The following is a 19,527-nucleotide window of genomic DNA, read 5'->3' on the forward strand; positions in this document are numbered from 1 at the left end:
CTAGCTGAAAGTGTCCACTTTCTCAACGAAATCGCGGTAATGAACCGCTGGAATAAAATGCTGTTGAGAACGGTATTGCAATACCATAAACACCAAAAATAGCGAAATTAGGAAGGATTGCAACATCAGGATCATAAGCGTGCTCCCTAATGTGGATGCCCAGCCAGGCGTTGCATTGCCAATGAGTTTCAGAAAAATGATGAAGATGATAAAAGCAATCGCGATGCCCGACATGAAAATCGAGAATATCAGAATGCGGACTGCTGTGGTGTCCACCAGCACAGAAATGGCGCTTAAACCATGTAAAACCAGCGAAACGAAGTTCATTTTACTTTCTCCTGCCAGCCTTTTAGCACGGTTGGTCAACACGGAATCGTAAGGGATTCTTGACCGGATAATGCCGCCCGGATAATTGTTCCAGATCTCCGAAACCCGAACGAGATTTTGCAACCGGTTTTGCGGCACAAGGCTGAAATTACCAAATGTGATTACTTTTCCGGTCAGTAACTTGAAAAGCATTTTATAGATCACATAGAAGGATCTGAATAGAAAATTCTCTGTGCGCTTGTTACGTTCCGCAAAAATGATCTTGCCCGGCTCTTGTAATGACCTCTCAGCCAGCAAGTTGATGTCGCTTGGGGCATCTTCGCCATCCGCGTCCATCACGATAACCTTATCCGCAGCAATGTGCTCGGCTACGTAAGAAAGGCCAATGGCAATTGCTTTCTGGTGTCCAAGATTGCGGTATAAGCGCAGGACTTTGATCTCTTTACCTCCGAAATGCACAAATGGCTGTGTTCTTTCTTTAGAGGAGCAGTCGTCAACGATAAATAGCGTGGTGTTTCTTAGGATCGACGCGTTCAAATCCGCGTTAATCTTTTGTATAAGCAGGTTCAGCGCCTCCCAGTCGTTGAATTGAGGAATGATAATGACAAAATTTTCTGGCATGGGGGAGGAATTTGAAAGCCTCCGAAAGGTTAAGTTCGGAGGCTTCGGAAGAGTTTTAAACGGTTTTTGCTAGTCTTGAAGAAATACCGTCGTGAATTTGGGTAAGTGTCTCAGTCAGGCCATACTCCCAGTTCCAGCCTGGATAATGCGACTTGAATTTAGAAAGATCACTTACATACCAGATATGGTCACCGATCCTGTTTGTGTCTGAGTATGAATAGGATAGCTTGTTTCCGGTAATTTGCTCGCACAATGCAATGGCTTCCAGCATAGAGCAGTTTGCAAAACGACCGCCACCTGCATTATACACTTCGCCCGGACGTGGGTTCTGATAAAAATGCCAGAACATGTTCACAAGGTCATGGCTGTGAATGTTGTCGCGAACCTGCTTTCCTTTATAACCAAAGATCGTGTAGTGGTTGCCGGTAATAGCACATTTCATCAGGTAAGCGAGGAACCCGTGCAACTGAGCGCCGGAGTGGTTTGGGCCGGTAAGACAACCGCCGCGGAAAACCGCCGTTTTCATACCAAAATAACGGCCATATTCCTGAACCATAATGTCGGCAGCTACTTTCGACGCACCAAAGACTGAATGTTTTGTATGGTCGATGCTGTGTTGTTCGTCAATCCCGTTCTCGAAATAAGGATGGTTTTGATCGATTTCCCAACGTGTTTCCAGCTCGATCAATGGCAGATAATTGGGGTTATCGCCATAAACTTTATTAGTAGAAGTAAAAATAAACACAGCTTCTGGTGTATGCAAGCGTGTCATTTCCAGCATATTAAGCGTTCCGACCGCATTTACGCCGAAATCTGTAAACGGTTCTTTCGCTGCCCAGTCGTGACTTGGCTGTGCGGCCGCGTGAATGATCAGCTTAATGTCGTTTCCGTATTCCTTAAATATGGGTTCCAGCTGGCTAACTTCACGAATATCAGCAGCGTAATGCTTGTAGTTATTAAACTGGTCCTGGATCCTGTTGCGGTTCCATTCTGTATTTCCGTCTGCGCCGAAAAAGTATTCTCTTAAATTATTATCAACACCGATTACCAGATCAAATTTATCCGCTAAAAACGCAACCGATTCACTTCCAATCAGACCGGCTGAGCCGGTTACCAATGCTATATTCATGTTTTTTTGTATTTTTAATTGCCTGTCCTTTTGTAATTAATACAAGTATTTTTCTGCCACGAATACGTAAAGTAAATTAAAAATGTTCAATTGTCACAACTCAGTTATTCAATGGAACGGTTTCAGGAGGATTATATGCGGCAACCTATATTGAAATTGTTCAATATGTTATAAACAGGATTTCAAAAAAAAGATATCCCCAGTTGTATGAGGATATCTTCTTATATAGGTAGAAATATACTATTGTTTAACCAATGCACTCGTTGTGCCGCTGTACAATTTAGCACGGATATCGTTTACACGCGTTTCCAGTTCTGGCTTAGCCTCATATTTCAACGACATCTGACGTGGCAATGAGTCCGGGCTTACGCCGTAAACCAATTCGTTACCAGTATTCAGGTCTTTTTGCTCAATGTGATTGTATTTCTGATAGTCACATGATGAAAGCAACGCAAGACAAGCAACAAATGCAACAATTTTATAGAATTTCATTTCTTTGATCGTTCATAGTAATATGGGCAAAAATAACCGTCATTTTCATAACCACCAAATCAGCCCGGACGAAATGTTACTTTTTTAGTTCGGCCAGTTCGTTGCGGACAAATTGCATCAGATCAGTGATATGCTGCTCCGAGAAGTCGAATGGAATGCCGGCAGCTTCATATATCTCACCGATTGTTGCCGTATAACCCAGCTTCAACGCATCCAGATAACCTTTGAGGCCTTTTGCAGCATCCTGCCGGTAATTTTTCCAAACGCCGATCGCTCCCAACTGAGCAATGCCGTATTCGATATAATAGAAAGGCACCTCATAAATGTGTAGCTGACGCTGCCAAAGGTATTTTTTATAAATCTCAAGACCGCTCCAATCCATCACGTGATCCGTAAATTCTTCATAAATGCGAACCCAGGCATCTGTACGTTCAGCAGCCGAATGTTGCGGATTTTCGTACATCCAATGCTGGAATTTATCCACCGTCGCCACCCACGGGAGGGTTTCCAGGATGGACTCCAAATGCTGGATTTTCGCTCGTTTCAAATCGTTTTCATTTTCGAAAAACTCATCCCAGTAATCCATCGTGATCAGCTCCATCGACATAGAAGCCAGCTCAGCCACTTCGGAAGGCGTATGTTTGAATGAATTGAGCTTTAAATTCCGCGTCACCAGCGAATGCACCGCATGGCCGCCTTCGTGCAGCAATGTTACCATATCGCGCAAATTGGAAGTCGCATTCATGAAAATAAACGGAACGCCAATCTCGTCCAGCGGATAATTGTAGCCACCCGGCGCTTTTCCTTTCCTGGATTCCAGATCAAGATGTTTCATGTTCTTCATCGTGGTCAGGCAATTGCCCAGAAACGGGTCCAGCCTGGAAAAGCAGCGGATCGTTTTATTCAGCAATTCCTCACCTGTTGCGAACGGTTTCAATGGTGCCAGTCCCTGCGGATCCACTTTTGTATCCCACGGACGAAGCGCATCTACTTTCAGGGCTTCTTTTCTATTGGCCGCCATTTCATCGAGCATAGGAACGACAGCTTTTTTCACCGACCCGTGGAAATTGAAGCAATCCTCCGGCGTATAATCAAACCGGCCCATGGCAGCGAACATATAATCGCGATAATTAGCAAAACCCGCATTTTTACCAACCTGATCACGCAATGTTACCAGCTTACCCAGCAGCTCGTCCAGCTGTTCGTGGTCGTCATAGCGTCTGCCGTTGATGGCGCGCCAGGCTTCTTCGCGAATGTTCCGGTCTGTGGATTGAAGACGGTCGGCTGCCTTTTGCAAAGTCATTTCTTCACCGTCCAAGGTCACCGTCATAGCGCCGGCAATAGCTCCGTAACGGCGCTCTTCGGTCTGCATCTCGGTGATCAGCGGAATGTTCTCATCGCGGAAAATTTCGATGGCCTTTTTCATGCCACGAACTGTAATTTCAAATCCAGGCTCTGTTAATTCTCCCAGATAAGGGCTGTCGACCACTTTTTTGTCCAAAGCATTTCCATACTCTGCCAGTTTGGGTTGAATTTCGGTGATGAAAAACTGCAATGCATTAATCAGGCTTGTGTTAGCCGTGTCGCAGGTCTGCCTGATGTAACGCCATGCAAAGTTTTCCGATAAATAGGACTCTATTTCACTGCGGTCCAGAAACCATTGCTGCAAATCCTCCGCAGAATTGATTTCCCTGTTTTTCAGATTCTCGAAAAAAGGCTCGACATCCTCCCATTTTTTCAAATCAAATTCTTCTCCTATAAAACCCCTTTGTCCCCGGGTTAGTATCTCAATATTATCCGTTGTCATTTTGTAAAAAGCTTGTTACTGAATTTTCAAAGTTAATTTTTGGCATTTAAGGATGTGCTATCATTTAGTTTTTTGATGCCCTTAATGAGATCAATTCCTTCCAGCGATTTCCGTTGCTGTTCAACTGTATTGGCAAGAAATCGGAGTCTCTCTACCTTTGAAAGCCGTTGGACGATCAAAATCGAATTTAAACTTTCTATATTCGACAAGATGGTCAAGTCATTTATGCTGGCCATATTCCTGATATTTTCGCCTTGTAAGACTCGCTGAGGATTGGCTTGTTTCCAGTCACGTGCAGTACATCCCCACATAGCAATGTTCAACAAATCAGCTTCATCGGCATAAAGCAGCCATTCCTTCGCTTTTGTGTAACCTGCCTGCGGGATAATGTAGTTTTTGATCGCATCCGTATGGATTTTATAATTTGCCTTACAAAGGACTCTCATTCTTTGACACTAATTTTAAAGGAGTTAATGCCTGACTGGCTTCTAATTGAAGCGAATTCGCCAGAATTAAAATTTGGATTGTACATTCCTTCCCAGGCATGAAGATATTCAAGTGTATTAACGTTTCTGAGCCAGTCGCTGACAAAGAAGTCTCCGTCCTTAGCTTTTACCATATCTGTTAAACATATATAGTCCTCAGAATTAATACTTACTAGTCCGATTTCAATGTTTTGGACAACCAGTTTGGTGCTTTTTGACATGTATAAGTGTGTTTAAAGTGTTTGTGAATTTTTTGCCTTAAACCGAATCCTTCCGCTGCGTTGTATCGGTCAAATTATCGGTAATAACGTTTTCTGTTTCGTTAACATTCGCGAAGGCGTATTCCATTTTGCTGCGGTCGAATTCTTTTTCGTTGTTGGCGAGCCAGATTGTGGCGACGCCGTTTCCGATGAAATTCGTGATGGCGCGGGCTTCGGACATGAAGCGGTCGACACCCAGGAGCAGCGCCAGGCCTTCGACAGGAATCACTTTAATGGCGGTTAATGTGGACGCTAGCACCACGAAGCCGCTTCCCGTGACGCCCGCAGCGCCTTTGGAGGTGACCATCAGGATGCCGATCAATGACAAGATTTGCCCAAATGTGAGATGCACATCGAAAACCTGGGCGAGGAAGATCGTCGCCATGGAAAGATAAATCGTTGTTCCGTCGAGATTGAAGGAATAACCTGCCGGAACGACCAGCCCTACAACTGGTTTGGAACAGCCCATTCTTTCTAATTTGACCATTAATGAAGGCAAACCGGCTTCCGAGGAAGACGTGCCGAGCACAATCAGCAATTCTTCCCGAATGTATTTCAAATAAGACCAGAGACTGATCTTGTAAGTTCGCATCACCAGCCCCAGAACGCCAAAGATAAAGACGGCCATCGTGGCGTAAACGGTTCCCATGAGCTTGGCAAGCGGCAATAATGTATCAATGCCATATTTTCCGATAGTATAAGCCATTCCGCCGAAAGCGCCGATGGGGGCGAAAATCATCACCAGGTGCAGGGCGCGGAAAACGTATTTGGACAAAAAAGTAAGCCATTCTGTGACTTTTTCTTTACCCGAATATTTACTTAAAACAGTTCCCAAAACCAATGAGAACAACAGGACTTGAAGCGTAACATTATCCAGAAAAAATTGCAACCAACTGAAATCCTGCACTTTACTGGTATAAGCAGACGCGTCGCCTTTCTGCAAACTGCTGGTTACGACGCCATCTCCGGGCCGGATCACATTGGCCACCACAACACCCACGATCAGCGCCAGCGTTGTTACCACTTCGAAGTAAATCAGCGCCTTAGCACCTACTTTCCCAACTTTTTTCAAATCACCCATTCCAATGATCCCCAATGTAATGGTCAGGAAAATGATGGGGTTGATAAATACTTTGACAATGGAAATAAATCCCTTTCCGAGAATCTCCATTTGCACGGCCTGCTCCGGAAAATAATGTCCCATTAAGGCACCGGCCGTTATGGCGGTGAGAACCCAGAAGGTAAGATTAGTGACTAACTTTTTCAATAGGATAGGGGTCTAGGATCGGGGCGGTTTGTGCAAGTTTTCAAGATACAATAATAAAAGTCCGAGGAATTGTTTCAAGAATGGAAAAGTAATTTTTTCTTAATTATTTATATTTGGTCTAAATTATAATTCTATATTTGCTTTATATAATTGAGTACTAAAAGACGGAAACGCCTCCGCTTTGAAATCACCAGAAAAAACTAAGTTGAAAGATCTGTTAGCCGGCTTTAAGCAGTAGTTAGGAGTTAAGACAAAATTTCGCCATGGTAATTCTAAATTTCCGGCTTCCATTGAAGCCGGTTTTTTTTGTAAATATTTTCTTGTAAAAAAAGATGTGAAAATAAAATTTGCGAACTTTTTCTTAACGAAGCTAGACCAGATTACTCATTTTCAAAATGTTACGAAAAAAGTTTGTAAACATTTGTTTAACATTAAGTTAATAAAGTGAACAAATTTTGAAGATGCAAGCGAGAAAAGAGTTACTTTTAATACTTGATTTTTCTTCAATGTTCTTGATATATAAGCGATATGGAATCTACCAAAACCACACAAACACAACAGACCTATACGACAGAAGAGGCGTACCAGGCTTCGCTTCAATACTTTAAAGGAGACGATCTGGCGGCGCGCGTTTGGGTTAATAAGTATGCGCTCAAAGATTCATACGGCGCCATATACGAAGCCACGCCCGACGACATGCACCGACGCATTGCGAAGGAAATTGCAAGGATAGAGGCCATTTACCCGAATCCATTAAGTGAAGACGAGGTTTTTGATCTGATCAAAGATTTCAAATACATTATTCCGCAGGGAAGTCCGATGACGGGCATTGGCAATCCTTATCAGATTGCATCCTTGTCAAACTGTTTTGTGATTGGTAACAATGGTGCGTCGGATTCTTACGGCGGCATTATGAAGATTGATCAGGAGCAGGTTCAGTTGATGAAAAGGCGCGGCGGTGTTGGCCATGACTTGTCGCACATTCGTCCGAAAGGATCGCCTGTTAAAAATTCTGCGCTTACCTCCACGGGCATTGTGCCCTTTATGGAACGCTTCTCGAATTCGACGAGAGAAGTGGCTCAGGACGGTCGCAGAGGGGCATTAATGCTGTCGGTGGCAATCAGGCATCCGGATTCTGAGGATTTCATTAATGCAAAATTGGAGCAGGGCAAAGTAACCGGCGCCAATGTTTCGGTCCGCATTGACGATGAATTTATGCGCGCTGTCGAATCCGGCGAAACTTACAAGCAACAATATCCGATCAAAAGCACAACGCCAACGCACATTAAGGACATTGATGCGACGGCTTTGTGGAAAAAAATTGTGCATAATGCCTGGCAATCGGCCGAGCCCGGGATTTTGTTCTGGGATACGATCATTCGCGAATCTGTGCCCGATTGCTATGCTGATTTGGGTTATGAAACGGTTTCTACCAATCCTTGCGGCGAAATTCCATTATGTCCTTACGATTCCTGCCGCCTGCTGGCGATTAATTTGTTCTCTTATGTGGACAAACCTTTTACGAGCGAGGCATCATTCAATTGGGATTTGTTCAAAAAACATGTTGCAGCCGCGCAGCGCATGATGGACGACATTATCGACCTCGAACTGGAAAAGGTGGATGCAATTCTTCACAAGATCGATGAGGATCCGGAAGACGAAGAGGTTAAAAGAGTGGAGCGCAACCTTTGGCTGAACATTCAAACCAAAGCAAGAGAAGGCAGAAGAACAGGAATCGGCATCACCGCAGAGGGCGATATGCTTGCCGCGCTGGGCCTGCGTTACGGAAGTGACGAAGGAACCGAATTTGCAGTCGAAATACATAAAACCGTTGCACTTGAAGCCTACCGTGGGTCTGTAAAGACAGCCAAAGAAAGAGGCGCCTTTTCTATTTTTGATTCAGAAAGAGAAAAAAATAATCCATTCATCCTAAGGCTGAAAGAAGCTGATGCGCAGCTTTATTACGAAATGCTGGAATATGGCCGTCGTAACATCGCTATGCTTACCATTGCGCCAACGGGAACAACGAGTTTAATGTCTCAGACGACGTCGGGCATCGAGCCGGTTTTCCTGCCCGTTTATAAGAGAAGAAGAAAAGTGAATCCGGGCGATAAGGACGTTCGTGTGGACTTTGTGGATGAGGTAGGCGATTCCTGGGAAGAATATGTCGTTTTCCACCATCGTTTCAAGGAATGGATGGAGATCAATGGCCATGATATCAGCAAAAATTACGCGCAGAAAGAGCTGGATGATCTTGTTAAAAAATCGCCTTACTACAAAGCCACGTCCAATGATGTGGATTATTTGAAAAAGGTAAAAATGCAGGGCGCTATCCAGAAATGGGTGGACCATTCTATCAGTGTAACCATTAACATGCCTAATGACGTGACCGAAGAGCTGGTAGGCGAATGTTATATGGAAGCCTGGAAGGCTGGCTGCAAAGGAGTTACAGTTTATCGCGACGGTTCAAGATCCGGCGTTTTGATTGCCAATACGGAGAAAAAGGAGGAAACTGTTGCCGGTAATGTGCCTTTCCCAACGACCAGGCCACAAATTCTGGAAGCTGATGTTGTCCGCTTCCAAAACAAAAAAGACAAATGGATTGCATTTGTAGGTTTGATCGATAACCAGCCTTATGAAATTTTCACCGGTCTTGCCGATGATGAAGATGGGATCCTTTTGCCAAGATGGGTTAATGAAGGCGTAATTATTAAGAATCGCGAAGCAGACGGCAGTTCGCGTTACGATTTTCAATATAAAAATACGCGTGGGTATAAAACTACGATTGAAGGGCTCTCGTATAAATTCAATCCCGAATACTGGAATTATGCGAAATTGATTTCCAGCACATTACGTCATGGAATGCAGATCGAAAAAGTCGTAGACCTGATCAGCAGCCTGCAATTGGACGAATCCATCAACACCTGGAAAAACGGCGTTGCACGTGCATTGAAACAATACATTCCGGACGGAACGGAAGCAAAAAAGCAGAAATGCCAGAATTGTAATTCTACGAATTTGCTGTATCAGGAAGGCTGCTTGACTTGCAAGGATTGCGGGTCTTCGAAGTGTGGGTGATGGGTTAATGATTAAGTTAAACGTCCCGTCAGCCAGAGCGGGTTAACGCTTTGTCAGCCTGAGCGGGTTAACGCTTTGTCAGCCTGAGCGGAGACGAAGGCGCGCTACTCCTGGGTAACGCGCCTTCGTCTCCGCTCAGGCTGACAGGTAATTGAACTTTAATGCGTGTCCTCTACAACACCCAGATAATTAAACGGCGATAATGCCCTTAACTCTTCCCTGATCTTCTCAGAAACATCCAATGTTTCAATAAAGCGGGAAATAGAATCGTGGGTGATTTTTTCATTTGTTCTGGTTAGCTCTTTCAATGCCTCGTAAGGTTTTGGATAGCTTTCGCGGCGCAGGATGGTTTGGATCGCTTCCGAAACTACTGCCCAGTTGTCTTCCAGTTCGGCTTTCAGGATTTCTCCGTTCAGCTCAACTTTGCCTAAGCCTTTCATCAACGAGTTCAATGCGATGGCCAAATGCGCCAACGGCACGCCAATATTTCTCAAGACAGTTGAATCCGTAAGATCGCGTTGCAGGCGGGAAACGGGCAATTTTGCAGCGAAATGCTCAAATAATGCGGTTGCTAATCCCAGGTTTCCTTCTGAATTTTCGAAATCGATCGGGTTAACCTTATGTGGCATGGCAGAGGATCCTACTTCGCCTGCTTTGATTTTTTGTTTGAAATAACCCATTGAAATGTACGTCCACATATCCCGGTTCAAGTCGGTCAGGATTGTGTTCAGTCTCTTCAGGCAGTCGAATGTGGCGGCGAGGTTATCGTAATGTTCGATTTGGGTGGTGTGGCGGCTTCTTTTTAATCCCAAACCTTCTACAAAGTGGTTGGCAAAAGCCATCCAATCCTGTTTCGGATAAGCCACGTGATGTGCGTTGAAGTTTCCAGTGGCTCCGCCGAATTTGGCCGAATGCGGAATTTTGTCCAGCATTTCCAGCTGACGTTCCAGCCTTTCCACAAAAACCAGAAACTCCTTTCCTACGCGTGTAGGGGAGGCCGGTTGCCCGTGCGTGAATGCCAGCATAGGCACATTCTTCCACTCGATCGACATTCTTTTCAATACAAAAAGGACCTGACGGAACAATGGCTTGATCTGACGTTCGAGCGCGTCTTTAAGGGAAAGCGGTATGGCTGTGTTGTTGATATCCTGCGATGTAAGCCCGAAGTGGATAAATTCCTGGCATGACTCGATGCCGAGTTTCTCGAATTGTTCCTTTATAAAATATTCAACGGCCTTAACGTCGTGGTTGGTAACTTTTTCTATGTCTTTGATATGCAGCGCATCATCCTCACTAAAATCCTCATAAATCTTGCGCAGGGAAGCATAATGTTTCTTGTCAAACTCCGCTAACTGTGGCAATGGAATTTCACAAAGAGCGATAAAGTATTCGATCTCCACATAAACTCTGTAATAAATTAGGGCATATTCGGAGAAATAAGCAGAAAGCTCGGATACTTGCTTGTAATAACGGCCGTCGACAGGAGAGATAGCCGTAAGTTGGTTTAATGACATGATTTTCAATACAAAAATTGATTATCAGGCAAAGTTAGTAGAAAACGGCGTCGAAAATTGGTAAAAAATGCAGGAAATATTCTTTTTGGTATTGATGTCAGAAATTATGAAACAATTCGCATATTCGCCGATCCAACCTTATTTGTAACTCATGCAGCCTTCACCCTTTCTTGGAGAATTAATCGGAACAATGGTCCTTATTTTATTAGGTAACGGGGTCGTCGCCAATGTCGTTCTCAAACAAACCAAGGGAGAAAATGCGGGTTGGATTGTGATTACCGCAGGCTGGGGATTTGCAGTAATGATTGGGGTTTTTACGGCCAATGCTTTTGGCAGCGCGGCGGCCCATTTGAATCCCGCCGTTACCATTGGATTTGCGTTCTTGCGTCAGGATTACAGCTTGCTTGCAAGTTACATACCGGCGCAATTGATCGGCGCGTTTTTGGGTGCGGTGCTGGTTTGGCTTCAATATTTGCCACACTGGAAAGCCACTGAGGATCAGGGTTCTAAACTTGCCTGTTTTGCCACGGGTCCGGCTATCCGGTCGTCTGGTGCTAACTTTCTAAGTGAATTTATTGCGACTGTCATTCTAATCGTGGGCATTGTGGCCATTGGTTATGCCGGCACTTCGGATCCTGAAAAAGGTGGAATCCCTTCGGGTTTTGCGCCTTATTTAGTGGGAATGCTGGTTTGGAGCATTGGTTTGTCGCTAGGCGGCACCACAGGTTATGCCATTAATCCGGTAAGGGATCTGGGACCAAGGATTGCGCATGCCATTCTGCCCATTCCTAATAAAGGCAGTTCCGATTGGTCTTATGGCTGGGTTCCGGTCGCCGGCCCCGTTTTTGGAGCCATCGCCGGTGGTTTGATTCTTCGTTTCTTTTATTTTTAATTACTCAACCTTAATTTTTCCACCACCCGAATAGCTGCGATATTCGCCCTGATACATCGCGTCAGCGGCAGCTGGTCCTACGGTAAATGTGCCTTTGGAAACAATGCGAACCTGGTAATAGAATGTCTTGGCCGTATTATTGGCAGTGGTGAAAAAGTGAATGCGGTCGTCGCGAATGTCCAGATATTCAGGGCTTGAAGCATTTTTGATCCATGGCATGTCCCGCGGCTCCGTAATCCTTGGGTTTTCGATTTCAAAGCCGGATGGTAACATATCAGTTATTACAATGTTATCAATCGGCAGGCCGTTTGTGCTGGTTAATGTTAGCTTTACGATGACCAGATCATTCTGTTTGAATGTATTAGCAGGTGCGCCGTCACGGGTAAGGAACTGCCTGCGAATGCTTAACCCCTGATCTTCCTCCGCGTATGTGCCTGTTGCGGACATGCCCTCAGATTGTGAAAACCAATACAAATCGCCTGAGCCCTGCGTTTGGATCGAAACCTTCTGGTTGTCAATTCCTTTTGCGATTTTAAGCTCTTTGCCCGTAAGTGTTCCCACATTCTTTCCATTGGCTGAAACGGTCGCAGTAACCGTTGATCCTGCGGTCTTTTTAGCCAGTTTTCCTAATGCCAGAACAGAGAATGCTGCTTCCTGTGTATTCAGATATGCGGCCGATTGAACTGTTTTGGATAGCTGGCGGGCCAAAACAGGGATTTGCATATTATCTGGATCAGACTCTATAAGTGTGTTCAAAACCAATGACATGTTCCGCAATGGCGAAGAATAGCTGTTGTCAAAGCCTTGTGTGCCGTTTTCAGGGACATACTTTTTGGGCAATAGCGCATTAAAACTTCTGGTATCACCTGCCAGCTGAAATGCGGCTGCAAGCAAATATTTGGAATCCAATGTCAGCAAATGTGGGTTTTGCTTGTAATAATTCATGGAAGCCCGGTTAGGCTGACTGTTCAGCGCCAGGACATAAAGCGAATAAACGGCTTCTCTACGCGCCACCGTTTTCCTGGATTGGGATCCGGACGATGGCTCGCTTCCATAATTCAAGCTATTTCCGGTGCTTGCGGTTATGACTTCTTTGTTTGCCGTGTTTCCTGTTTGCGTTTTAAGGTAATCTAATGCACGGCTGAGTGTTTTCGTATTGATTTCAAAGCCTGCGCGCCGAGCTTCTTCGAGGAAATGGGCTGCATATGCGGTTGCCCACCAGTCTTCCTGCGTCGAACCCGGCCACATCGTCATTCCGCCATTAAATAGTTGCAGCGACTCCACTTTGCGGATCGCCTGTTGCACATTGGTCATGGGATTGAAATCGCTCGCGCCACTTTTCACTGTGTAGACCGGCGCGGCCATTGCTTTGGTGAGATCAGCAAAATAAATCTGAGGAAATGCTTTGGAAACGGTCTGTTCCAGGCAGCCATAAGGATAACCGAGCAATGTTGAAAGCGCTTTTCCGCCACCCTGCACCAATGGCGACCGGCTCAAAACGATCTGACTTCTGCTGGTAGAAGGAATGAAGGTGGAGGCAAGATTGATCAATCCTGATTTCCCGGCTGCAATCTGCCCTGAATTACTCGATTTCAGAAGCGGCGACGCGGGCCGGACCGTAATGTTGGTTTGATTGGTAAAAGTCTCGCCAAATGCGGCAACCTTTACCGTAATGTTCGCCAGCCCGATCGATTGCAGCGCTTTCACCGAGAAGATAGCACGTGCTTCTTTTCCGGGCAGGATGGTCATTTTTTGAGTCAAAGGAATCGCTCCTGATGTCAGTGGGCCATTTAGTTGAACAGAAACGGTGGCATTTGCCGCTTTGCTTTCTGTGTTACTAATGTTGACAGGCAAGGTTAATTCATCGCCGGGACTTAAAAATCTGGGTAAACCTGCGCTGATCACCACAGGATCGGCGACTTTCATGTTTTTCGTTGCCGAACCAAAGGCGTTGTCTTTATAAGCCACGGCCATAATCCTAAGATCGCCGCTGAATTGTGGCAGATCGACGTCGAAATTGACTTCACCGCTGCTATTTGCGGTTAGTATGCCGCTCCAAAATGAAACCAGTTCTGTCCGGCCATTGCTCAAAGGATTGATCCTTCTTTCCAGATCATAACCATCACCACCAAAGCTCGAAGAGCCGCTTATAGTCAGTTCAGGAAATAGCTGCGCATATAAATCGTGCGTGGTCACTTCCAGAGCACATTTCTGGTAAAAATGGCCGTGAATGTCGGGCGTTTTGGAGTTTTTGATCTGCAAAATGCCTTCATCTACAACGGACAGCGTTACCTGCGCATTCGGTGCGGTTTTGATCGTGATTTGTTGTTTTGTCTTGGATCTCGATTTTTCAATGGCCGTTATAGCAACAGGCAGTTTTCGGTCCGGGTCTTCGACCAAGATAGGAGTGAATCCGTGCGCTACGGTGAGGGGCATGTCCGTGGTGTCGAACGGGCGGATTAATGTGGCGGTGATAAAAACATTGGGTAAATGCTCTTCTTTCAGCTTGAATGTCAATTCCGCAGCCTTTTTCTCCGTTTTTAAAATATGCTGTTCGAGTACATTATTGCGTTCGACTGTAACCAGCAGCGTTCCGTCAAAAGGTGTTTTGAACAAAACTTTAGCCGACTCTCCAACCTTATAATTGTGCTTATCTGTTTCCATCAGCACGCGGCCTTCATTACTTACTTCAAATGAAGAATATTGCGTGTAACCGTAGCCGTATGCATAGAAATGAGCGAGTGTATAATGTTCTGCGCCTGGGCGACGCACCCGAACCTCATATTCTCCCGAGATCGTGGGAACATATTGAATGCTTCCTTTTCCGTTTTTGAGGTCTAATGTTGTAGCATAGACCGTCTTTTCACTTTTCCGGGAAGTGTATTGCAGCACATCATATCTTTTTTCTACAACGGTTTGATATTCAAGGCGAACGATCTCGATCCTGGCAGCGCTTTTTTTCAAAACACCTTTATTATTTACACCGACTATTTCAACAGGAACCGGGGCATTGGTTCCTACATAGGCGTCCGGAAGGCGGATTCCATAGAATGTTGGCTGCGTGAAAACATCAAACCGCTGTAAACGATTGACCGGGCGACCATTTTCGTCAAAAACGGTCACGAATATTTTTCCTTCCAGCACGCCAATATCTTTCAGGCCGGCGGCTATCGGGAAACTTTCGGTGGCTTGTCCCTGCTCATTGGTAACACCCTGGCGGCTCTGTTTTTCAAACGCTGTTTCGCCTGGAATGTCGAATACAAATTCGGGGAAAGCAGCCGAGGAAAAGCCTTTTCTTTTAAACTGCGCGTCCATCTGATACGTGCGGTTGCTGGCTGGTGGCCCAAATAAGTTGGTTGCAGTTGCGGTCAATGATACATTGTTTCCGGATACATATTCCTTTGCTGCGCCGCTCAAATCCACTTTGATCCGGTCCGGCATGAACTCTTCCACGCTAACAGCATGCGAGGCAAGCAGAATGTCGTTACCATTGTAAACTTCCAGCACATATGTTCCGGTAAGCCCGGCCGCATCAACAGGCACTTCAATTGCTACGGCGCCCTGAGCATTTGTATTTTTACGCCAGGTGCGATATTCACGCCCATTAGGCGTCAGCATGCGTAGTTTGAGGGGAATTTCTTTGGCGCTATCCCATTTTTTTGTGCGGATAACCGTGTTGAAATGCATGGTTTCACCCGGGCGGTAAATGTCTCTTTGTCCGTAAATAAAGGCTTGTAAACCAGAGGCATTATCCCGCAAACCTTCCACTTCAAATCGCGAGGTTTCCACTTGCGTATCCTTTAAGATCAGATAGTTAAAATCTTCCTTGAAAGTCGCTGTTAACATGGCAATTTTGAATCCCGGCGCTTTTTCGCTGAGTTTTTCAATGTGCAAAATGCCGTCGCCGTTGGTGTTTGCGGTATGCACAGTCTGATTATTTGAACTGATGAGCGTGATTTCTATATCGCCGAGCGGCTCATTTGTTTTAATGGAATTGGCAAAAATCCACATTTCGTCTTTGCCTTGTTTCGCGATCAAGCCAATGTCGGAAATGGAAACAAGCTTTGTTGCACCCAGATAGGCTTCATCTTTTGAATTGACCGAAACCAGATAGACGCCTTTGCGCTGATTATCTTCGGGCAGGGCCACATTCAATGCTGAAATTCCTTTGCTTTTCGGCAGGTTTTCCGTTTCAACGGTTTTGTCAACAATGATGTCACTCAGCTCATTATCCCGGTCGTCGCTGTAATTAAAGGCGCCGGTTTCCACCCATTCGTCGCCCGAATAGCCGTATTCGTTCCAGCGGTTGTTACGGACGTAACTCAGGATGTTATTGGCGTATAATTTGGAAACTTTCACCTGCACTTTGGGAATGTTCACGATCTGAACGCCCAGGTTTTTGGAGCCCTTAGGCGTCATATAAAGTGCTTTTTTGTTGGCAAAAGCAATAGATGCAGGCATTTTCCCGAAAAACAGATCCTTGGATGTTTCGTCTTCCAGAAATGCGCCCAAAACACCTTTCAGTGTCTTATTAATCAGTAAATTATAAGTTTCTGTCTCGTTAAATTCACCGCGTATGATGAAGCCGTTTTCTGTCGGTTCCGTTTGCACCTGAATTTCCGGGCTTAGCTTGAAGCCATTTGCAATGCTTTCTTTGTCCAGTTCCTGGGTCGTAATAATGCGGGCGTATCCGGAATTGTTTTCAAAACCGGTTTTAATGTTCACAATTTCAAGATGAAGCGGTGAAGGCAAGCTGGCGCTTTTGCTGATGGCTTCCTGGCTTATATAAGAAGTGTTCTGGACTTTCAGGCCTTTTTCAATGGCGATGTTAACAGGAATGGGGTTGTTGTCTGTCTTACCAGCGTTGCTGATGGCGAGCGTGACAGAATGTTCGTTCGTAACTGGCAATATTTTATAATCCAAAGACTTATCCGCGAGCGATACTTTCAGTTTTTCAGCGACATTCTGGCTGCTTACCGGATAATTGAAAATCAACCTTAATCTGGCTTCCTGCTTGCCGCTTTCCTGCGAAAGGGCCCACCAGCTTTCTGTTTCAACCAATTGAAGATAAGGCGTATGGAAGTCGAACGGCTCTTTTGAAACGGATAATTTTTTGTCTTTATCAATCTTCTCCGTCAGCTGATCGGTGAGTTTGGCCGTATATTTTGTAGCGGCTCCAAATCCCGCGACAGGCGAGAAAACTAGCTCATTAGGCGCAGACCATTTGAATTTGCCGCGCACCGCCGGTTCGAATTGTACATATTGTGTGGAATCCCAATCATTGAGCTCGCTTTCGGCGACAATGTCTTTGTTGAATGTAAAAATCAGATTTTGGGACTGGCTGATCTCATCGGTAAAGTTGGTCCCGGCGACGCGAATTTCATTAAGAGAAGAGCAACTGTTAAAAAGGATTGGAATAAAAAGGGATAAAAAGATCGCAAAAGCAGAAGTCTTTTTCATAATCACGAAGGGAGTAAACGTAAGTGAGAACACACGTAAGAAACGAAAAAAGGACGGCCGTTTTGAGCCATCCTACGAATATAATTTCAGCAAAACCGGTTAGCCTACTTAATTGAGCGAACGGTGAGTTAAATGTTTTTCCGGTTCGATTTAAAATTGCTGCATCACTTCATTAATGTCTTTCGAGCCCTCGAAAAATGAAAGTAAGCGCATCAAAATACCTTCTACGACTGCATCCGGGCAGGAAGCACCGCACGTAAGCATAATGCGGGCAGGCGTATGTTGCGGGAGATAGTTTTCTGTCACCATTTCCTCTTTGGAATGCAGGTTGAAATGGCGGATCAGCTGTTTATCCAAAATTTTATTAACTGACTCAATAAAATAAGTCGGGAATTTCTGCTCGCAAAGCTCGACCAAATGTGTCGTGTTGGAGCTGTTATAACCACCGGCAACGATCACCAGATCAGCCTCATGCGTGAGCAAGGCGTAAGTCGCGTCCTGGTTGTCATTCGTAGCATAGCATAATGTGTCGCGCGTGTTGGCAAAACGATCTTCCACTTGTTCGGGACGGAGGCTGTAATGTTTGATCATTACATTTTTCAAAAAGTCAGCAATGCCTTGTGTATCAGATGCCAGCATTGTAGTCTGGTTCACGACGCCGATGCGCTGCAAATCTTTTTCCGGATCAAAGCCATTGGAATACTGACCTTTAAAATCCTGAAAAAACTGCTCTGCTGGCAATGTGCCTTTCATGTATTCGGCAAGACGTTCGGCCTGCGCCATGTTTTCAACCACAACGGTCGGCGCGTTTTCCTTGCTATGCGAGAATGTGGCGCGGGTTTCTTCGTGATTTGGCTTGCCGTGGACAATGATCGTGTAATTTTTCTCTCCGATCTGCGCAGCGCGGTTCCAGACTTTTTCTACAAACGGGCAGGTTGTATCATAAACGTAGGCGTTAATGCCCAGTTCGGTCAGTTTTTGCTGGTTTTCGACGGTTGTGCCGAAAGCGGGGACGATCACAATGTCATCTGCATTCAGTTCCTCCCAGGGAATGAGCGGATTTCCTTTGGTATCCATGATAAAACGCACGCCCCGGTCCACCAGATCGCGGTTTACGTCCGGGTTATGGATCATTTCACTGAGCAGGAAAATGCGTTTATCCGGGTTTTCAGCAATGGCCTTATAAGCAATGTCAATGGCGTTTTCAACCCCGTAGCAAAATCCAAAATGCCGCGCAATCAGAAATTGGACCGGGCCGAAATCCAGCAATGTAGGTGCATAGTCACGTTTCAGCTTGTCATTTTTACGGCGGAATTCCTTAATCGGCGTAATGATCCTGCTCCGGTAAAAATCAGGAATGTTGAACGTTTTCATTGACTAAATTTGGTAGATTGCAGTAAACAAATTAGGGTATATTATGACCAAAAATCAAACATATACGATCCTTTTTTAAGAACAACGGTTCATCAAACATTGTTCGAACGACGTTTACGGAAAATTTTTTTCCCGTTGATGCAACATGCAGGCGCATCTGCTGTCCTTGATACAGAACGTTCAAATATATATTAGCCATTCTGCTTGAAAACACATTTTTACCCTGACCGGCACGTCGAACTGGTGGAACGTTGTAAACTCGGTGAGCGCAAAGCGCAATACGAGCTTTATAAGTTGTATTCGAAAGCCATGTTCAACATCTGCATGCGGATATTGAATCATTTGGGGGAGGCAGAGGACGCTTTACAGGAAGCATTCGTGGATGCATTTACCAACCTGCACCAGTTTCGGCAGCAGTCGACATTCGGCGCCTGGTTGAAGCAGATCGTTGTCAATAAGGCGATTAACCACATGCGGAGCCGGAAAGTGAAATGGGTGGAAATTGAAGAATGGCAGGAAACGGCGGAGAACATCGACCGGAATGAAAGTTATTTCGGGATGGATGAGCATGAGACGAACCTGGAAGTGGAGCGCGTGCGCAACACGGTGCAGAAGCTGCCGGATGGTTACAGAGTGGTCTTGAGCCTTTACTTATTTGAAGGATACGATCACGAGGAAATAGGAGAGGTGCTGGGGATCAGCGAAACGACGTCAAGGACGCAATATATGAGAGCTAAAAGAAAACTCACAGAAATGCTTTCGAAATAGTTGCAGCAATAATTTTAAACTTAATCGTTTGAGTTCCATCTAAACTAATAAGG

13 protein-coding genes are annotated in these 19,527 nt (G+C 45.2%); 3 read left to right on the forward strand and 10 right to left on the reverse strand.

Annotated features, from left to right (window positions below; all coding sequences use genetic code 11):
• From NFI80_RS19315 to NFI80_RS19345, 7 genes are all read right to left on the reverse strand, one after another.
• Positions 1 to 948, reverse strand: a complete 948-nt coding sequence (locus tag NFI80_RS19315; protein ID WP_235165857.1) for a glycosyltransferase — start codon at positions 946 to 948, stop codon at positions 1 to 3.
• Positions 949 to 1,003: 55 nt separating this feature from the next.
• Complete coding sequence (locus NFI80_RS19320) at positions 1,004 to 2,077, reverse strand: NAD-dependent epimerase/dehydratase family protein (protein WP_026631988.1); 1,074 nt, start codon at positions 2,075 to 2,077, stop codon at positions 1,004 to 1,006.
• 240 nt (positions 2,078 to 2,317) lie between these two features.
• Positions 2,318 to 2,569, reverse strand: coding sequence for a hypothetical protein (locus NFI80_RS19325; RefSeq protein ID WP_233799109.1), 252 nt, complete (start codon positions 2,567 to 2,569; stop codon positions 2,318 to 2,320).
• A 76-nt stretch (positions 2,570 to 2,645) separates the two neighbouring features.
• Positions 2,646 to 4,376, reverse strand: a complete 1,731-nt coding sequence (locus NFI80_RS19330) for a M3 family oligoendopeptidase (RefSeq protein WP_235165859.1) — start codon at positions 4,374 to 4,376, stop codon at positions 2,646 to 2,648.
• 32 nt (positions 4,377 to 4,408) lie between these two features.
• Positions 4,409 to 4,822 carry a hypothetical protein gene (locus NFI80_RS19335; protein WP_235165864.1) on the reverse strand — a complete coding sequence of 138 codons (414 nt, stop codon included), beginning with the start codon at positions 4,820 to 4,822 and terminating at the stop codon, positions 4,409 to 4,411.
• On the reverse strand, positions 4,819 to 5,082 hold the full coding sequence (locus NFI80_RS19340; RefSeq protein ID WP_235165865.1) for a KilA-N domain-containing protein: 264 nt from the start codon (positions 5,080 to 5,082) through the stop codon (positions 4,819 to 4,821). Before NFI80_RS19340 ends, NFI80_RS19335 begins: the two co-directional genes overlap by 4 nt.
• Before the next feature lie 37 nt (positions 5,083 to 5,119).
• Positions 5,120 to 6,388 carry a cation:dicarboxylate symporter family transporter gene (locus tag NFI80_RS19345; protein ID WP_255703598.1) on the reverse strand — a complete coding sequence of 423 codons (1,269 nt, stop codon included), beginning with the start codon at positions 6,386 to 6,388 and terminating at the stop codon, positions 5,120 to 5,122.
• Between the two features lie 528 nt (positions 6,389 to 6,916).
• Between NFI80_RS19345 and NFI80_RS19350 the strand changes: the two genes are divergently transcribed.
• Positions 6,917 to 9,466 (forward strand): adenosylcobalamin-dependent ribonucleoside-diphosphate reductase, encoded by a 2,550-nt coding sequence (locus NFI80_RS19350; RefSeq protein ID WP_235160993.1) that lies wholly within the window; start codon positions 6,917 to 6,919, stop codon positions 9,464 to 9,466.
• A gap of 158 nt (positions 9,467 to 9,624) precedes the next feature.
• Here NFI80_RS19350 and purB read toward each other — a convergent pair whose 3' ends face one another.
• Positions 9,625 to 10,980, reverse strand: coding sequence for an adenylosuccinate lyase (gene purB / locus NFI80_RS19355; protein ID WP_026631994.1), 1,356 nt, complete (start codon positions 10,978 to 10,980; stop codon positions 9,625 to 9,627).
• Between the two features lie 151 nt (positions 10,981 to 11,131).
• Between purB and NFI80_RS19360 the strand changes: the two genes are divergently transcribed.
• Positions 11,132 to 11,872 carry an MIP/aquaporin family protein gene (locus tag NFI80_RS19360; protein ID WP_235160994.1) on the forward strand — a complete coding sequence of 247 codons (741 nt, stop codon included), beginning with the start codon at positions 11,132 to 11,134 and terminating at the stop codon, positions 11,870 to 11,872.
• On the opposite strand, the gene NFI80_RS19365 is transcribed toward NFI80_RS19360, so the two are convergent.
• Together NFI80_RS19365 and NFI80_RS19370 are read right to left on the reverse strand one after the other, a co-directional pair.
• Entirely contained in the window at positions 11,873 to 17,332 is a 5,460-nt protein-coding gene (locus NFI80_RS19365) for an alpha-2-macroglobulin family protein (RefSeq protein WP_235165867.1), read from the reverse strand. It lies immediately after the preceding gene.
• 150 nt (positions 17,333 to 17,482) lie between these two features.
• On the reverse strand, positions 17,483 to 18,706 hold the full coding sequence (locus tag NFI80_RS19370) for a 4-hydroxy-3-methylbut-2-enyl diphosphate reductase (RefSeq protein WP_233799104.1): 1,224 nt from the start codon (positions 18,704 to 18,706) through the stop codon (positions 17,483 to 17,485).
• 204 nt (positions 18,707 to 18,910) lie between these two features.
• Here NFI80_RS19370 and NFI80_RS19375 point away from each other — a divergent pair, with 204 nt between their 5' ends.
• Positions 18,911 to 19,474 (forward strand): RNA polymerase sigma factor, encoded by a 564-nt coding sequence (locus tag NFI80_RS19375; RefSeq protein ID WP_233799103.1) that lies wholly within the window; start codon positions 18,911 to 18,913, stop codon positions 19,472 to 19,474.
• The last annotated feature ends 53 nt before the right edge of the window (positions 19,475 to 19,527 follow it).

Source organism: Dyadobacter chenhuakuii (assembly GCF_023821985.2).
In the GTDB taxonomy this organism is placed as follows: Bacteria; Bacteroidota; Bacteroidia; order Cytophagales; family Spirosomataceae; genus Dyadobacter; species Dyadobacter chenhuakuii.